At 32.0% G+C, this 19096-nt stretch carries 12 protein-coding genes; 4 read left to right on the top strand and 8 right to left on the bottom strand.

The genetic code is table 11. The features are described from left to right. Window positions 1-412: 412 nt before the first annotated feature. The 3 genes from AC5LWZ_RS07175 (at window position 413) to AC5LWZ_RS07165 (ending at window position 5710) form a co-directional block, all read left to right on the top strand. A complete protein-coding gene (locus AC5LWZ_RS07175; RefSeq protein WP_493463358.1) occupies window positions 413-3181 on the top strand; it encodes a flavocytochrome c in 2769 nt (922 codons plus the stop codon). An 18-nt stretch (window positions 3182-3199) separates the two neighbouring features. Next, window positions 3200-4162 carry an FAD:protein FMN transferase gene (locus AC5LWZ_RS07170; protein ID WP_493463357.1) on the top strand — a complete coding sequence of 321 codons (963 nt, stop codon included), beginning with the start codon at window positions 3200-3202 and terminating at the stop codon, window positions 4160-4162. Between the two features lie 87 nt (window positions 4163-4249). Beyond that, complete coding sequence (locus AC5LWZ_RS07165) at window positions 4250-5710, top strand: DASS family sodium-coupled anion symporter (RefSeq protein ID WP_198199896.1); 1461 nt, start codon at window positions 4250-4252, stop codon at window positions 5708-5710. Window positions 5711-5789: 79 nt separating this feature from the next. Here AC5LWZ_RS07165 and AC5LWZ_RS07160 read toward each other — a convergent pair whose 3' ends face one another. The 4 genes from AC5LWZ_RS07160 to AC5LWZ_RS07145 all read right to left on the bottom strand — a co-directional run bounded on the left by AC5LWZ_RS07160 (window position 5790) and on the right by AC5LWZ_RS07145 (window position 11654). Beyond that, window positions 5790-7313 carry a Ppx/GppA phosphatase family protein gene (locus AC5LWZ_RS07160; protein WP_220000058.1) on the bottom strand — a complete coding sequence of 508 codons (1524 nt, stop codon included), beginning with the start codon at window positions 7311-7313 and terminating at the stop codon, window positions 5790-5792. 10 nt (window positions 7314-7323) lie between these two features. Continuing rightward, window positions 7324-9381, bottom strand: coding sequence for a polyphosphate kinase 1 (gene ppk1, locus AC5LWZ_RS07155; RefSeq protein WP_110447852.1), 2058 nt, complete (start codon window positions 9379-9381; stop codon window positions 7324-7326). A 111-nt stretch (window positions 9382-9492) separates the two neighbouring features. Beyond that, the gene (pykF, locus tag AC5LWZ_RS07150) at window positions 9493-10905 is read right to left on the bottom strand and encodes a pyruvate kinase PykF (RefSeq protein WP_086358947.1); all 1413 of its coding nucleotides are present in this window, start codon (window positions 10903-10905) and stop codon (window positions 9493-9495) included. Window positions 10906-11237: 332 nt separating this feature from the next. Further along, window positions 11238-11654 carry an META domain-containing protein gene (locus AC5LWZ_RS07145; protein WP_493463356.1) on the bottom strand — a complete coding sequence of 139 codons (417 nt, stop codon included), beginning with the start codon at window positions 11652-11654 and terminating at the stop codon, window positions 11238-11240. A 75-nt stretch (window positions 11655-11729) separates the two neighbouring features. Between AC5LWZ_RS07145 and hrpA the strand changes: the two genes are divergently transcribed. Continuing rightward, window positions 11730-15599: an ATP-dependent RNA helicase HrpA gene (gene hrpA / locus AC5LWZ_RS07140; protein WP_493463355.1), complete on the top strand. Its 3870-nt coding sequence runs from the start codon at window positions 11730-11732 to the stop codon at window positions 15597-15599. A gap of 66 nt (window positions 15600-15665) precedes the next feature. Here hrpA and AC5LWZ_RS07135 read toward each other — a convergent pair whose 3' ends face one another. The 4 genes from AC5LWZ_RS07135 to AC5LWZ_RS07120 all read right to left on the bottom strand — a co-directional run bounded on the left by AC5LWZ_RS07135 (window position 15666) and on the right by AC5LWZ_RS07120 (window position 18700). Beyond that, window positions 15666-16715: a YdgH/BhsA/McbA-like domain containing protein gene (locus AC5LWZ_RS07135; protein ID WP_493463354.1), complete on the bottom strand. Its 1050-nt coding sequence runs from the start codon at window positions 16713-16715 to the stop codon at window positions 15666-15668. 45 nt (window positions 16716-16760) lie between these two features. Then, window positions 16761-17474, bottom strand: coding sequence for a helix-turn-helix domain-containing protein (locus tag AC5LWZ_RS07130; protein ID WP_110447856.1), 714 nt, complete (start codon window positions 17472-17474; stop codon window positions 16761-16763). A 297-nt stretch (window positions 17475-17771) separates the two neighbouring features. After that, window positions 17772-17972, bottom strand: a complete 201-nt coding sequence (locus tag AC5LWZ_RS07125; RefSeq protein ID WP_493463353.1) for a phage/plasmid replication protein, II/X family — start codon at window positions 17970-17972, stop codon at window positions 17772-17774. 434 nt (window positions 17973-18406) lie between these two features. Next, the gene (locus AC5LWZ_RS07120) at window positions 18407-18700 is read right to left on the bottom strand and encodes an Aca2/YdiL-like domain-containing protein (protein WP_110447859.1); all 294 of its coding nucleotides are present in this window, start codon (window positions 18698-18700) and stop codon (window positions 18407-18409) included. Window positions 18701-19096 lie beyond the last annotated feature (396 nt).

Here is a 19096-nt window from a genome sequence, read left to right as displayed (position 1 = left end):
TCAAAAGAAAAAGACAATTCAATTTTATTTTTGCTATTGGTCTGTGTGTTTGAACCACAATCATAATCAAATTCTCTTTTCTAAAATTGCTAAGCATTCTAGCCGAATATAAATAAAGTTCAAGTGGTATATGAATAAAAATATATAAGTAAATGAAATGGTTACAATGTTTTTTTTTAGACTGTTAGGCTTGAAATCGTTTTATAAGTCAACAAATACCGCAAAAAATGAACAGTCATTATTTGAGATTTGACAATTTTTGCCATTAACTCTCTAAAAATATTTGATATTTTCCTGTCGAAAAAATGATATTTTTTGACTAATGAAACTTATGTAAGTGGAGAAGAGTAATTTGAAATGGTATTATGCTCGCCAAAATTTTAATTTGAATATTAATGATTAGGTATTAAAAATGAAAAAAGATATTTTCAAGTCAGTAACTTTACCCAATGGAGTGGCATTAAAAAATCGCATTATGATGGCGCCTATGACCACTTGTTCAGGGTTTTATGAAGGATCAGTTACCAATGATTTAATCGAATATTATCGAGCAAGAGCCGGAGAAATAGGCACAATTATTGTTGAATGTGGCTTTGTTGACAATAAAGGATTAGCCTTTCCTGGTGCAATCGGTCTAGATAGCGATGATAAAATTGAAGGTCTTGCTAAAATAGCTCAAGCTATTAAAGAAAAAGGTTCAAAAGCAGTTATTCAAGTTTATCATGGCGGTAGAATGGTTGAACCAAAACTTATTGGCGGTCAAACGCCTGTTGGTCCAAGTGCTATTGCCGCCCCAAGGCCAGGAGCTGCTACACCGATAGAATTAACTGCCGATGAAGTTGATCAAATGATTGATAAGTTTGGTCAAGCAGTACGTCGAGCCATTCAAGCTGGTTTTGATGGCGTGGAAATTCATGGTGCTAATACTTATTTGATTCAACAATTTTATTCACCAAATTCAAATCAACGAAATGATAAATGGGGTGGCAGTCGCGATAATCGAGCTCGATTTCCACTAGCGGTTTTAGATATCACCTATAATATGGTCAAACAGTATGCAAATTCAGACTTTATTGTTGGTTACCGTTTCTCACCAGAAGAAATAGAAGAGCCAGGAATTCGTTTTGATGATTCAATGTATTTACTTGAAAAGCTTGCGGAGAAAGGCTTAGATTATATTCACTTTTCAATGGGGGCTATTTTAAGACCTTCGATAGTTGATACTCAAGATCCAACACCATTAATTAATAAATATATAGCAATGCGTTCAGAAACTTTAGCTAAAATTCCAGTTGTTGGGGTGGGTAACGTTGTTAATGAAAGCGATGTTAGAACTGCATTAGATAATGGATTTGACTTTGTTGCTGTTGGCCGAGCGTGTATTGCTTATCCAGATTGGACTGCTCGCATCATGAAAGGTGAAAAATTAGAACTATTCATCAATAGTGATAAACGAGAAGAACTTAATATTCCCGAACCTTTGTGGCATTTTTCTCTTGTCGAAAGTTTAATTCGTGATGTGAATTTAAATGTTAAAAAGTTTAAACCTGGTAATTATCAAGAAAAAGTTAATGATGAGTCTTATGAATTTGTGATTAATGTTGAGCTTGGTAAAGATTTTATCAAAGATATGCAATTAGTTAATGCCAATAATTTTGATAATGAGGTATTAAATAATTTTTCAGAAATTAAGCATCGCATTATTGAGTCAAATAGTCCTCATGTAGATGCGATTTCTGGTGCTACATCACAAAGTGAAGCCTTCAAAAAAGCAGTTACTAAGGCGATGGCTCAATCAAACAAAGAAGCGATTATTGCTGAAGGTGGTGATCCAAATGCCAAAGCCTATGATGTTGTTGTTGTCGGTAGTGGTGGTGCCGGTCTTGCTGCAGCGATTCAAGCCCATGACCTTGGTGCTAATGTTGTTGTGATTGAAAAAATGTCAGTTATTGGCGGTAATACCAATAAAGCTTCAGCAGGTATGAATGCTGCGGAAACCAAATTCCAAAAACTTAAAGGTATTGTCGATAGTAAAGATCTGTTTTATCAAGAAACCATGATTGGTGGTAAAAACAAAAATAATCCAGAACTATTACGCTATTTTGTTGAGAATGCGCCTGATGCTATTGATTGGTTAGATAATAATGGCATTGAACTCAGCGGTATTACAACTACTGGTGGTATGAGTATTGATCGTACTCATCGTCCTGCAAGTGGTGCTGCAGTCGGCGGTTTTTTAATTAGTGGTTTAGTTAAAAATATTAACCGACGTGGCATTGAAGTAATGCTTGATTGTAATGTTACTGAAATTATTACTGAAAATCATAAAGTTGTTGGTGTTAAAGTGACTGAAGAAGATGGTTCAATACAAACCATAAAAGCTAAAGCAGTTATAATTGCTACCGGTGGTTTTAGTGCCAATCATGAAATGGTTGAAAAATATCGTCCAGATCTTAAAGGATTTGTCACCACCAATCACAAAGGAGCAACTGGCTCTGGTATTATGATTTTAGAAAAATTAGGTGCCGGAACAGTGGATATGAAAGAAATTCAAATTCATCCGACTGTTGAGCAGACTACATCTTACTTAATTTCTGAATCAATTCGTGGTGGTGGTGCGATTTTAGTATCACAAAAAGGTGAACGTTTTGTTAATGAATTAAATACACGTGATAAAGTTTCTGCCGAAATCATTAAGTTGCCTGAACATTATTCGTATATTTTATTTGATCAACAAATTCGCGATGAAAATAAATCTGTTGAGGAATATGTATCGCAAGATCTAACTGTACAAGCTGATTCAATTAATGAGTTAGCACAAAAACTGTCAATTGATGCGAATACCTTACATAAAACCATTGAACGATATAATCATTTTGTTAATAACAAACAAGATGAAGATTTTGGCCGAACTACTGGTTTACGTCATCCAATTGATAAAGCACCTTTTTATGCGATCAAAATTGCTCCAGGTATTCATCATACTATGGGTGGGGTAACGATTAATACTGAAACCCAAGTTCTTGATACCGAGAAAAATGTCATCAGTGGGGTATTTGCGGCTGGTGAAGTTGTTGGTGGAGTACATGGCGCCAATCGTATCGGTGGTAACGCCGTAGCTGATATTATCATTTTTGGTATGCAAGCAGGTAAACAAGCTACAGATTATATTCATCAATAACTGAATAGCAATTTTTGAATGCATCATTCACGCTATGAATATACTCAAGCTATGATGGGAACAACGGTATCATTAATGCTTTTTGAGCCTAATGAAACCGTTGTGCAACATGTTTTTAATACCATTAATCAGCTTGAAAATAAATTAACGGTTAATAGACCCGTATCGGAAGTTATGTCAATCAACAATGCGGCAGGAAAGCATCCGATAAGAGTTAGTCATGCCGTTTATTCGCTTATTGAGCAAGCTTGGAAAGTCAGTTTAATGCCAGATAGTTGCTTTAATGTTGCTATTGGCCCCTTAGTTAAACTTTGGAAGATTGGTTTTTCTGGACATCAGGTCCCCGATCCCGAGCAAATTGTTGAAAAAAGATCTTTGATTGATCCTAATGATATTGAATTAGATCCTAATTCTTGTTCGGTATTTTTAAAAAAAGTAGGCATGGAGATTGATTTAGGCGCAATAGCCAAAGGTTATATTGCCGATGTGATTAAACTAGTTTTGCAACAGCACCAAGTTTATCAGGCAATAATAAACTTAGGTGGTAATGTGCTAACTATAGGCGACTCACCCATTGATGCTGAAGGTTATTGGCATATAGGGTTAAAAAAACCCTTTTCCTCAGTCGAAAATGAGTTAGTAGGTCTTATTAAAGTAAAAAATAAATCTGTTGTTACATCGGGAATTTACGAACGTTACTTTATTGAAAATCAACATGTTTATCATCACATTCTGGATTCTAAAACGGGTTATCCCTTAGATAATGAGTTAGAAAGTATTACTGTTATTTCGGATACATCCCTTGAAGGTGATATTTATTCAACAATCTTATATGGATTTGGTATTGAAAAGACTAAACAATTATTGAAAAATCAGCAAAATTTATCTGCTATATTTTTATTGAAGGATAAAACAATAAAGATAGTCAATCCTGATAATTTTGCTTTTGAACTGCTCAATAGAGAATATGAAGTAATCTAAATATTGCGAATAAAATAAAGATTTTACAAATTATATCATTTCATTATCAATTTGATTAAATTGATATTTAATTTAAAAGGAAATATTATGAGTACAGTAAAAAAACCGCCAGTTAAATGGCTTCCTCTTATTATTATTGCAGGGATATCGGCAATATTGTGGCTTTTTATATCTCCACCAGAAGGTATTAGTTTAGAAGGTTGGCGAACAAGTATTATATTTGTGGCAACCATCGCTTGTATCGTGGCAGAAATCATGCCTATAGGTGCAATTGGATTATTAGCTATTACGGTATTTGCTGTTCTAAGACCATCAGGAGCGACAACTGCTGCCGAATCAGTCAAAATATCATTAAGTGAATTAAACAGTAGTTTAATTTGGTTGATTGTTATCGCGTTTATGATAGCTCGAGGGTTTATTAAAACTGGTTTAAGTAAACGTATGGCTTATTTTTTAGTAAAAATTTTAGGTAAAAACACCTTAGGTTTAGCCTATGGATTATCAGTAACCGATGTTGCTTTAGCACCTGCGATTCCTAGTACTACGGCTCGAGCTGGTGGTGTAATTTATCCAATTGCTGAAGCATTAGCAATCAACTTTAATTCAAATCCTAAAGATGAATCAAGAAATCGTATTGGTACTTTTTTAATGCTAACCATCAGCCACGTTAACGACATTACTTCGGCAATGTTTTTAACAGCTTTTACTGGTAATTTATTAGCGGCAAAATTAGTGACTTCATCACTTGGCATTACTTTGGGTTGGGGACAATGGTTTATTGCTGCAATTGTTCCTTGTTTAGTGTCATTTGTTGTTATTCCTTTAGTTATTTATTTCTTAACTAATCCAGAATTGAAAAAAACACCTGAAGCACCAAAATTAGCTGCTGAAGAACTTAAGAAAATGGGTTCAATTACCTTAAAAGAAATCATTATGGGTTCTACAGTCGTTTTATTATTAGCACTTTGGATTTTTGGTAAAAATATTGGTATCGATTCAACTACAACTGCATTTATTGGTTTAACTATTTTAATTTTAACTGGTGTATTAAGTTGGGATGATATTAAAGGTGAAAAAGCTGCTTGGGATACATTAATCTGGTTTGCTGCTTTATTAATGATGGCAGGTCAAGTCAACAAACTTGGTGTCACTAAATGGTTAGGCGATACCATTGGCTCTGCAGTGAAAGGGCATTTAGGGGATAGTAGTTGGATTTTTGTTATCATTATTTTATGCGTTGCTTATGTTTATTTACACTATTTCTTTGCCAGTGGTAATGCACATATTGCAGCTCTGTTCCCCGTGTTCTTATCCGTTGCTATTGCCTTAGGGGTACCGCAATTAATTGCTATTTTTGCTTTAGTCATTTGTACCAATTACTTTGGTTCTCTAACCCAATTTGCTAATGCTCGAAATCCATTATTATTTGCTGAAGGCTTCGTACCTGTAAAAACTTGGTGGAAAGTAGGCTTTATTTGTAGTGTAGTTAATCTAATTATTGTTTTCACCATTGGTATTTTATGGTGGAAAATTATTGGATTAGGTTAAAACCTCTATAATCTACTTTTATCGACAAATAAAAACCGCCATTTTTAGGCGGTTTTTTATTGTAATCAATTGGTAAATCTCAAAAAGTTTCAATTGATAATTTCCAATTATTAACCGCTTTCCAATATTTTTGCTCTTGTTCCAAATCTAATAGAATCAACCTATTATTTTCAACAAACAGCTTATCTATTGCTAGTGTCACTTTGGTGAACTTTTCTTGCGACAAAATTAACTTGAAAGCATCAAGATCTAGATCGTTACTGCGTTGATTATTTATGAGTATTGATAATCTGAGAATTTGTAACATTGCTATAATATGTTTAAATTCAAACAAACTAAAATAAGGAAACTCTTCTATATTAATCGATTTTCGATGGTAACGAACCAACGTTGATAACAATAATTGTTGTTCTTCATTAAATCCAGGTAAATTACTATTCTTTAGAATATAACTAGAATGTTTATGGATAGAAGAAAAGTTAATTTTTAAACCTACCTCATGCAATTGCGCAGCCCAATATAAAATGGATTCAACACTTTGAGGTATGATCATGGATGATTGTGCTTTCCATTGAGAAAAAAAGTATTTTGCCGTTTTTACAATTTGTTTAGCATGGCGCTCATCAATATTATAGTGTTGCGATAGCGATTCAGCTGTTGTTTGTCTGATATCTCGATAGTTCGGCCCATCAATAAGTTCGTAAAGAACACCTTCACGTAAAGCACTCGGACTAAATTGTAATTCTTTTAAACCTAATGCATTAAAGACGCCACTGAAGATGGCTAGCCCACTGACAAAAACATTTTTTCTTTCCTCGGATAGAGATGGGAAATCAATTTCATGAAAATCATTAAATTCTAATACATAACTGATTAAATCATCCAAACGTTTAGGGGTGATAATTCCGTCACTAACGCCAATATCGAGTAAAATTTTATAAATGCTTTTAATGGTACCGGAGGTACCGAAAGCAGCACTAATATTATGTTTTTTTATTAAGTTAATTAAATTTTCAATTTGTTGTTCTGCAGCTAGTTTTGCTTGTTGAAATGAATGGTAATCGATTTTCTTTTGTGGAAAGAATTGTTTAGTATAAGTGACACACCCCATTGGTCTGCTAGCTACTAGTATTGGTTTTAAATCATTACCTTTACCAATAGCAATTTCAGTAGAGCCACCACCAATATCAACCACGAATTTGCTATCATTTTCATTGGTTGACTCTGCAGTCATTGTACCTAGATAAATAAGTCTAGCTTCCTCTTGACCAGAAATGATTTCAATAGGGTAAGGTAATATTTTAGCTGCTTCGTTTAAAAATTTAAGTCTATTTTTCGCAATTCGTAAAGTATAAGTAGCGACAATTCTTACATTTTCTGTTGGAAATCCATTTAATCGTTCAGCAAATAAAGCTAAACATTCAATACCGCGATTAATACTTGATTCACTTAATTCGTTATATTCATTTAACCCAGTAGCAAGATGAATATTCTTTTTATGTTTATATATGATTTGTCTAGCCCCATCGATATTGCGAGCGATGATCATATGAAAACTATTAGAGCCTAAATCGACGACAGCATATTCATTAAATTTATTCACGTTAAAATCCTTATACCGATGATTCCATGTGTTTTAAATAGTCATAAATGGCATGTTGTGCTCTTATTTTTTTCTTATTGCCTCGTTGTACATAATTATTCATATTATCTTTATCGATGATTCTTGCTTTGACATTATCATTGCATTGCAAGTTAAAGATATCATGTATAGTAGATTTTAATACTGGATCAAAAATTTTAACGCCAACTTCAATTCGATTATCTAAGTTACGAGGCATCCAGTCTGCTGATGAAATATAAGTGTCTTTTTTACCATCGTTTTCAAAAATATATACGCGAGCGTGCTCTAAATATTGATCGACAATACTAGTTACATAGATGTTTTCGCTTAAATTAGGAATTTGAGGAACTAACACACAAGTCCCCCTAACAATCATTCTAATATTTACACCTGCACAGGAAGCTCGATAAAGTTGGTCAATCATCTCTTTATCAGTGATCGCATTCAATTTTAAATAAATACCAGAAGGTTTTCCTGCTTTGGCATTATTAATTTCACGTTCAATAAACTCATAAAAACGTTGGCGAGTATTTTGTGGAGATACCAGTAAGTGATTAAACGAAACAGGTTTAAATGGATTTTCAATGAAATTAAATACTTTAATAACTTCATCGGTAATGGCTGGATCAGAAGTTAATAGAGAAAAATCAGTATAGACTCGTGCTGTTTTTTCATTAAAGTTACCTGAGCCAATATGTGCATAGCGAACAATTCTATCTTCTTCTCGTCGATCAATTAAAAATAATTTAGCATGGATCTTGAGTTTTGGTTGTGAATAGATAACTTTAATACCACTACGAATTAATCTTTTAGCCCATTTTATATTTGCTTCTTCATCAAAGCGAGCCTGAAGTTCAACCACTACTGTAACTTTTTTACCATTATTGGCGGCATTAATTGCTGCGTGTATAAATCGTGAATCTTTCGCAACCCGATAAATATTCATGCGAATATGGGTCACAGCTGGATCGAAAGAGGCTTGACGCATGATCTCAAGTACATGACCAAATGAATAATAAGGATAGTAGAGCAATACATCTCGATCCTTAATTGTCGCAAAAGCATTCCTAAATTTTTTAAATCGATTATAAGCAAGACTAGGTAAACGTTTATTAAGTAAATTTTTAACGCCTAAATCAGGAAAATTAGCTAAATCTTTAAAATTAGGATAACGTCCGCCAGGCATTGCATCTTGTTCTGTTAATCTTAATTTATTAATCAATAATTCAAATAATGCTTTAGGCATATCTTTTTGATAGGTAAAGCGTACTGGTTGTGCGGTTAAACGTTGTTTCAAACCTTGTGACATTAATTCTAGTAAACTATCCAGTTCACTATTTAATTCATATTCCGCATCACGATTAATGTTGATTGAATAAGCATTTAATTCAACAGCATCAAAAAAGACTTTGAAAATATCGTCTAAACAGTAACGTAAAATATTATCTAAAAAGATAATTGATTTGTTTTTGGTTGAGAATTCCGATGGTAATAATACAAAACGAGGAGCATTGTCGGTAGGTAGCTCCAATAAGGCATAACTAATATTGTCTTTACAAATAATTTCCACCGCCAAATAAGCATGATCATCTTTGAGAAATTGGATCAATTCGGTATGACTATCAAGAAGAATAGGGGTGATATATTGTCTTAAATTTTGTTTATAGTAATTTTTTATCCAATTTTCTTGATAACTGGTAAGTTGCCTTTCATTTATTAGAAAAATCTGGTTTCTGGCCATTTCTAATAAGAGTTCGTTATAGAGCTGATCAAATTGTAACTCAAGTTGAATAACCTTTTGGTTAACTTGTCTTAATAAATGTTTCGCATTGGAGGTAGATTGAGATTGTTCTTGCTCAATAAGAACATATTTTTTTAAGTTTGCAAATTGAACTTTATAAAATTCATCTAGATTACTGGAGTAAATACCTAAAAAACGGATTCGTTCTATAAGAGGATTACTTTCGTCAGCGGCCTCTTGTAGTACACGTTGATTAAAGGATAACCAACTGAGTTCTTTGGGTAAATATACTTTTTCTATAATCATGTCTTATTTGGTCCATTCCACAAATTGAATATCTAACAGCATAACGGAAGTTAAAAAAAAAGCTAGCATATCGCTAGCTTTTTATCATTCATTTAAACAAATTTAAAATGATTAGATGCGGTGTACCGAAGTTGTATTAGTAGTACCACTTGGAACCAATGCACCTGATACCATAACAATAGTATCGCCTTGTTTTGCGTTACAAACTTTAACCGCCATTTCTTTACCTAAACGGTAGAAATCATCAGTTGAATTAATCGCATCAATTAAAATTGGTTCAACACCTTTAGATAATGCTAATTGATTAACTGTTTTTTGACTTGAAGATAGCGCTAAAATACGAGCTGTCGGGAAGTAATGACGAAGTTCACGAGCAGATTTACCACTACGAGTAGCAACAACAATTAATGGCACATTTAAACGTTCAGCAATTTCAACTGCACCACAACATACTGCAGCAGTAATACGTAATGTTTCTTCTTTGGTTGTTAATTCAAGTTTAGCTGGAATAGTACCATCAGTACGTTTACAGATAGTAGCCATCACATTTACTGCTTCAAATGGATATTTACCTTTAGCACTTTCACCTGATAACATAACTGCGTCAGTTCCATCAATGATTGCATTAGCAACGTCACCAGCTTCAGCACGAGTAGGACGAGGGTTTTTAATCATTGAGTCTAACATTTGTGTTGCAGTAATAACTGGTTTTGACGCTTTATTACATTTTTTGATCATCATTTTTTGAGCAAAAATAACTTCTTCAACAGCGATTTCCACACCTAAGTCACCACGAGCAACCATGATACCGTCAGAAGCTTCTAAAATTTCATCAAAATTATCTAAACCTTCTTGGTTTTCAATTTTAGAAATAATTTTGATTTCTTCACCACCGTGAGCTTTAAGATGAGCACGGATATCTTCAACGTCAGAACGTTTACGAATAAAAGATGCAGCAATAAAGTCAACGCCTTGCTCACAACCAAAAATTAAATCATTTTTATCTTTTTCAGCAAGTGCCGGTAATTTAATAGAAACACCTGGTAAGTTAATACCTTTATTTTCACCTAAATCACCATTATTTAATACTTTACAAACAACTTCATTACCGTTAATTTCGACAACGTCCATAGCGATTAAACCATCATCAACTAATACACGATTGCCTGGTTTAAGATCTTGAGCAAAACCTTTATAAGTAACCGCAACACGTTCTGAATTACCAACTACGGTTTCATCGGTAGTAAAAGTAAAAGTTTGACCAGCAACAAGTGATACATCATTACCGCCTTCTAACTTAATAGTACGGATTTCTGGACCTTTAGTATCCAACATAATTGCCGCTTTTAAGCCTGTTTCTTGCATTACTTCACGTAAATTTTTGATTCGATTACCGTGTTCTTCATAATCACCATGAGAGAAGTTTAAACGCATTACATTCATGCCTGCATTTAATAATTTGGTTAACATCTCTTTTGATTCTGATTTTGGTCCTATAGTACAAACAATTTTTGTCTTTTTCATAATATTATCACTACTTGTTAAGGTTAATGTTTAAATTTCATATAAACTGGGTATATGTCTAAATGCAAAATATTCTTATTGGATTGAAAGGGATATAAGAAGGATCGAGTAACTGAAAAATAGTTACTTAATTTTATTTCAGTATCTGAAAAATTGACTATTTTCATTAAAATATAGACCCTCAAAAAACTGGCTTCATTATAGACTTAACTCTATTTTAAATAAAGTTTTTTTATCATCAAATCTGTTTTAAGTTTATACAATTAGTAAAGATAACAGATTGGATAATAACAATAGATTTTATAAAAATTTTGAGGAAAGGGGTTTTTTAGTTACATATAATCTTTTAATTGAAAGATAAGTGTGTCTTGGTTATTTTTTAGCACTAATTTAGTGTCAATTAATTGAATATTTGCCCCATCAATAATCAGTTTTTTAATCACATTATCGAGTAAATCTAATTGTTTGTTCTGACATTTAATGTTGGTCATATTGATTATCTGGCCTTTGATCATATTATTTTCAAGTTTGATTTGAGCTGAAAATTCACTACACATTTTTCCAATCATAATCATATTTTCGCCAAATTCTAAATCAGCTTTTTTGAAAACAGGCAAGCTCAAACCATTATTTTCCATCAGGACATAATGATGATGCATAAGATCCTGTTCTGTGATGCTATTAGACGAAGTGCACCCACTTAAGTTAAATATTACCGAAACTGATAATAGTAATAGTGATTTCTTCATTTAATCTCCTATAAATAAAGAATATTTGCTATAATTTATAATAATTATAATTGTAAATAATATACTCAACGCCTTATGGTATCTCAACAACAATTAAACAAATTGTCGTCAATGACTTTCTTAGATCAACTAAAAATAAGAAAGCTTATTAATAAAAAACAAAATGTTGCTGAAATCGAATCAGCAATAAATTTAGCTGTCGAACATTATAATGTTCGATTACAATCTTTACCTAATCATATTGATTTTCCTAGTAATTTACCGGTAGTTGAAAAAAAACAGGCTATTTATGAAGCAATTAAACATCATCAAGTAGTCATCATTGCTGGCGAAACAGGCTCAGGTAAAACCACACAAATTCCCAAAATATGTCTAGAATTAGGACTAGGTGTAAAAGGCTATATTGGTCATACTCAACCGAGAAGATTAGCCGCTCGTTCGGTAGCTAACCGTATTGCTGAAGAATTAAAGACGGAAATAGGGCAATTAGTCGGCTACAAAGTTAGATTTTCAGATCATGTAAGTGATAGTACATTGGTTAAATTGATGACTGATGGAATTTTATTAGCAGAAATTCAACAAGATAAGCTATTACTGCAATATGATACTATCATTATTGATGAGGCCCATGAACGTAGTTTAAATATAGATTTCATTTTAGGATATTTAAAACAACTATTACCTAAGCGTCCTGATTTAAAAGTTATTATTACTTCGGCAACAATAGATGTTGAACGTTTCTCTAATCATTTCAATCATGCTCCGATAATTGAAGTATCTGGCAGAACCTATCCGGTTGAAGTTAGGTATCGGCCAGTGATTTTTAGTGAGGATTCTGAAAGTGATAAAAACAATGATTTTCAACCGATCATTAATGCTATTGATGAGCTTTCATTGGAAAGTGCTGGTGATATACTCATTTTTCTAACGGGAGAACGTGAAATACGAGATCTTGCTGATACATTAAGAAAATTAGAATTGAAACATACTGAAATTCTACCTTTATACGCAAGACTATCGGCATCAGAACAAAATCGCATTTTCCAACCGCATAATGGGCGACGGATTGTATTAGCAACTAATGTTGCTGAAACGTCGTTAACTGTTCCAGGCATTAAATATGTTATTGACCCCGGTTTAGCCAGAATTAGTCGTTATAGCTATCGTACTAAAGTACAACGATTACCAATTGAACCAATTTCTCAAGCATCGGCAAATCAAAGAAAAGGGCGTTGTGGTAGAACATCGGACGGTATTTGTATTCGGCTTTATGATGAACAAGATTTTTTATCAAGACCTGAATTTACAGAACCAGAAATATTACGAACAAATTTAGCTTCAGTTATATTACAAATGACATCATTAGGATTAGGTGATATTGCTGCTTTTCCGTTTGTGGAATCACCTGATTCTAGGTATATTCGTGATGGTATACGACTATTAGAAGAACTTGGAGCTATTTATACTAAACATCATCATTATCACTTAACTGATATAGGTCGAATTTTATCTCAGTTGCCTATAGATCCTCGATTAGCGAGAATGTTAGTTGAAGCAAGGCAATTAGGTTGTATAAAAGAAGTGATGATTATTACAGCAGCATTATCAATACAAGATCCTAGAGAACGTCCATTTGATAAACAGCAAGCTTCTGATGAAAAACATCGACGATTTGCCGATAAAGAATCAGACTTTATCTCTTTTATTAATTTATGGAATTATATTGCCAGTCAACAAGCAGAATTATCGGGTAATCAATTTAGACGCTTATGTCAAAAAGAATACCTCAATTATCTGCGTATTCGTGAATGGCAAGATGTTTATACGCAAATTAGGCAAACAGTTAAACAACTAGCATTTCCGATCAATAGCCAATTACCGGATTATCGTTCATTACACATTGCACTATTAAGTGGTTTATTATCGCATGCTGGGATGAAAGAAATCGAAAAACATGAATATATTGGTGCCCGTAATATCAAATTTGCTATTTTCCCTAATTCAGCGATTTTTAAAAATCAACCAAAATGGTGTATAGCTAGTGAATTAGTTGAAACCAGCCGATTGTGGGGCAGAACTGCAGCCAAAATTGAAGCTGAATGGATCGAACCAATAGCTAAACATTTAGTTAAATACAGTTACAGTGAACCGAGATGGTCTAAAAAACAAGGCACAACCATTGCAAACGAAAAAGTCACTTTATACGGATTACCAATTGTTGCTAGTCGTACGGTTAATTACAGTAAAATTGATCCAATATTAAGTCGCTCTTTATTTATACGCCATGCGTTAGTGGAAGGTGATTGGCAAACTAACCACAGTTTTTATAAGCAAAATCAAAAATTAATCAATGAAGTTGAAGAGCTTGAGCATAAGTCTCGACGTCAAGATATTCTGATTGATGATGATGACCTATATAATTTTTATGATGAACGAATAGATAAATCAGTGATTTCTGCAAAGCATTTTGATACATGGTGGAAAACTAAACAAAAAATTGATCCAGAATTTCTCAATGTCGAAAAAAATATGTTGATCAAAAAGTCTGCACAACCGGTAAAAGTGAATGATTATCCAGATTTTTGGTATCAAGACAACTTAAAGCTACCTTTGAGTTATCAGTTTGATCTTGGTAATGCTCGTGACGGTGTCACAATTACTATTCCACTCAACATCCTTAATCAGATAAAAAATAGTGGTTTTGATTGGCAAGTTCCTGGTTTTCGCTATGATTTAATCATTTCATTAATCAAATCATTACCTAAATCATTACGTAAAAGTTTGGTACCTGCACCAAATTATGCTGAAGCTTTTTTGAATAGAGCCAATTCAACAGCATCGCCGTTACTTGAAACGTTACAAAATGAATTTAGAAAAATGACAGGTACTAGGATTGAGCCTTCAGATTGGCAACTTGATCAAGTACCTAGTTACTTAAAGATGAATTTCAGTATTGTTGATCATAATAGTGAAATAGCTTTCGGTAAAGATTTAGTTAAGATTCAAGAACAACTTAAAACAGAAGTTCAACAAGCGTTATCATCTTTAACCCAGAAAAAATCGGTTAAAATAGAAAAGAACAACATTATTGATTGGGATTTTGGTTCTTTACCAACAATCTATGAAGAAAAACAAAACAATTACATAATTAAAGCTTATCCAGCGATTATTGATAATCAACATTCAGTTAGTATCAAACTTGTTGATTCGTTGGAAGAACAAAAGCGATTAAGTAAATTAGGTATTCGTCGATTATTAATCCTCAATATTCCATCACCAATAAAATATTTACATGAAAAACTGCCAAACAAATCTAAGTTAGGCTTATATTTTAATTCATTTGGCACAGTACTTAATCTTATTGATGATTGTATTGCTTGTGGCGTTGATCATTTAATAGAAAAAAACAACCAACTTATTGATAATCAACAACAATATCAACTACTTCTAACTTATACGAAAAGCCATATCAATGAAACTGTTGTTGATATTGCTAAACAAGTAGAATCAATATTAACGTTACACTTTAATATTAATAAAAAATTAAAAGGTCGAGTAGATCTATCCCTTGCTTTTGCTTTATCTGATATAAAACAGCAAGTCAGCGAATTAGTCTATAAAGGGTTTGTTGCACAAACCGGTTATGACAAGCTTCCTGATATTTATCGCTATTTATCTGCGATTGAAAAACGTTTAGAAAAGCTTGGTTCGAATATGGCTAAAGATAGACAAGCAATGAATATAATAGAAGAAGTTAAGAATGAATATCAAACTTGGCTAAATAGTTTGCCCGAAAATCAAAAATCATTAAGTAAAGTGACTAACATTAAATGGATGATTGAAGAACTAAGAGTTAATCTTTTTGCCCAACAATTAGGAACGCCATACCCAATTTCTGCAAAACGCATAAGACAACAAATAGAGACTGTATCGACAGAGTTATAATTTTAGAATCTATAATCTGATAAGTTATGATAATAAAAAGAAGGGCGCTTAGGCGCCCATTTTTTATTATCGATAAAGATCAATAAATACCGTAATATTTGGACCTTTAGTATCATGTGCTACACGAGCAATATGGTAATATTTTGCGCCAGCCTCAATCGCACGTTTACCTGCTTGATAAGAAATTTCTTGATCAGTGACATAATAGCCTCTAAATTTCAATGTATCAAATGCAACCATTTTAGCTGCTGTAGCATCATTAAGTTCTTGAATTTTTCTTCCATCCGGTAATGTTACAGTGTAACGAGTTACTCTTTGAGGTTCTGTAACAACAGAAGTCGTTGTTTCAGTACTTGATGATGTTGCAACTTTAGCTACAGTAGCAGTTGTTGTAGTGGTAGCCGTTTTATCGATAACTTTATTATTAAACTTATCGGCATAATATTTTTCATTGAACGCTGAAGGAGAATAATACCCTGGTTTTTCAACCTGCATTGCAGCATCACCACCTTTAGCTAAAGCTAATTGCCCCGCTTCAGAATCATAAGGAATAGCATCTTCTGGTTGTAATTTACGTTCTGGTGCATCTTTTTTGAATATATAAGCTGCAATTTGTAAATTACTACCTATTTCTGAACGTGAATCAATATAAAATCCATAAGCCCCTTGAGCTGATGCTTCTTTAGCAATTGCTTGATTAATATCATAATCGGTTGGAAAATAACCACGAATACGGACAATATTAAATGGTTCTAAACGAATTGCTTTTGATTTTGGATACTCATAAACACCTTCAAACTTACGTAAACTTTCCGCTTTTTCAACAGCTTTAGGAGCGTCTGATTTATACAATTTAGCATAAACAATTCGTAAAGTATCATTAGAAGGACTAATATTGGTAGTAGTAATATAGAAAGAAGCCGCACCTTCATTATCAGCAGCTTTTGACATAGCCATAACGTAATCGCTATCAGTATAAAAAGCACCTCGAATAGTAATGCTTTTGTAAGATTGCATGCTATTAGCTTGTTCTTCAGTTAATTGTTGTGCAGCAAATGAAGAACAGGGAATAAGAGCAATAGTCGCAGCGATAAATGTTTTCTTTAAACTTGTCATATAAAAACCTTACAGTAAATTTTAATTAATTTAGCACAGATAAATTTAGTTACATATTTCTATTAAAGCTTCTAACTTATTAATATATATGAACTTTCCTTTGGCTGTTAAAATATTTTGTTCTTGTAATTTTGTTAAATTTCGGCTGACTGTTTCAATCGTTAATCCTAAGTAATTGGCTATATCAGCACGACTCATTGCTAGTTTAATATTTAAAGAGGTATGTCCTCTTTGCTGATATCTAAGATAAAGAGAATAGATAAAAGTAGCAAGACGTTCTTCAGATTTTTTTTGCGAATAACATAGAATTAATTTTTGATAATTATAAATATCTGTGCTTAATAACTTAAATATCAAATCACGAACATCTTTGTTACTATCAATTAATGACATTAATTCATCATAGTAAAGTTCACAAAGCAAGGTATTACCTAATGTTTGAATATTACTATTATAGACTTTAGTCGAAATAGAGTCTAAACCAACGATATCTCCAGGTAAATAAAATCCATTAATTTGTTCAGTATTTTCTGGAGTAGTGACAAACGTCTTTAATGCGCCAGAATGAACAATATAAAACTTCTTAAATGGAGTTTTTGATTTAACAACGATTTCATCTTTTAAATATGATTTTTTCCGTTCTAAAACATCACTTAGTGAATTATTAAGTAACATTGGGATACACAATCCACCAATGCTACATAATTCACAAGGAACGGAATAACTATTGCTGCGCAATGTTTTATAAATAGTATGCATATAAACCTAAATAGAACCGTTAAAGATTTTGATTGTTAAGATTACCATATTTTATGATAAAACAAAAACTAACTATATAGTTTATATTCTATTATTCAATAAATAGAAAGGGAATAGAAAATTATTATTAAATAATTAAATTACCATTTTTTGGTAAATTATTTTGATTTTTAATTTACTAAAAATCAAAATAAGTCGAGTAGGATAGAGAGATTATAGAAGATATATTTCATCTTATATTATTTAACATAATATACATTATGCGCACCAATACAGATTTATAAGAGGGGTGCTAAATCATGATGCAAATTTAAATAACAAAAGGTTTTCATCGTTATCATAAAATGATGTTGGTTCTTGATACCATGCTGGACGTTGTTTATTAAAATCAATATCAATAACTCTAAACATCGGAATTACATTATTTTTCTGTTGTTGCAGATTTTGTAATTGCAACTTACTTAAACCAATAGATTCAATTACTTGTTGAGCAATCAATTCATTAGATAGTATTTTATTCCTGCTCGGTTAAAAAAATCCAATATTTAAATTCTTTAAATTTCATTTACGATTATCGAACTTTATTTATAAAATTCAGGTTTCATTGAACATCCGAAATCAAAATCTAATGTTATATTGAATTGCTATCGCTTTTGATATATTTTTAATTGCATCATGATTTTTCGATGAACTATTATTAATTATAAAAAAGTTTTCTTATATAGAGTTTAAGAGCTATAAATTGAAAATAAGATCATCAAGAGGAAAAAATATACTCAATTCATATAATGATTATAGATCATACGTGTATAATCTTTTAAAAATTTCAGAATTCAATTGAAAGAGAAAAACAGTGTTTTACATTATTAATGCACATTTTTCGATTTTTAACCGACGTTGTTTGCTGAAGCTATAAAAAATATGATGTAAACTTAATAGATTATTTTATCAATAAAACCTTTAGAATAAAGCTCAGCTTTTACTGAATCAATTAACCTTGAATAAACCAAATTACTGAATAAGTTATCAGTCTGTAATAATAAAAGTAATTCAGTCCTTTCTTCTTTAAGTTTATTCATGATGTTTATAACATCATCTGAAATTTTTCTGCTTCCACTTTCCCAATATTGCCATGCTCGCTTTGAGCATTTACCGATATATGTTGCGGCATCAGCAACATCAAGAAAAAATAAACGCCTAAGCGCTTTCAATTCGATATTAGTCATATAAACTGTTAGCTAATGAAAAGGGTCTATATCATAATTTTTGTCATAAAACTATTGAATAAAATCCATAATATTTATCACAATAAGAATTGATTCAAGTCAAATATTGCTTATTCTATAATGCCTTAATAAATATAAGCTTCTAAACAATTATTAATAAAACATCATTAGTTGAGTGCTACTATAATGATTTTTGTTATTAATAATAAATAAATTATTATTTTGGGAGTTATTAGAGGAGTAATATAATCGCCCTTTTCTTTTGAGGTAATTTTATTATAAATCAGATATTTAAAGTTATAATAATGTATATTATGTTAAATATAGTTCATTATTACGAACTCAATTCTTCTTTTAAAAAGAACTGAGTTATTCAGTAAATTTCGATTCTTTGAC

It is taken from the genome of Gilliamella sp. LMG 34362 (assembly GCF_984569125.1).
This window is presented reverse-complemented; position numbering and strand designations above follow the sequence as displayed.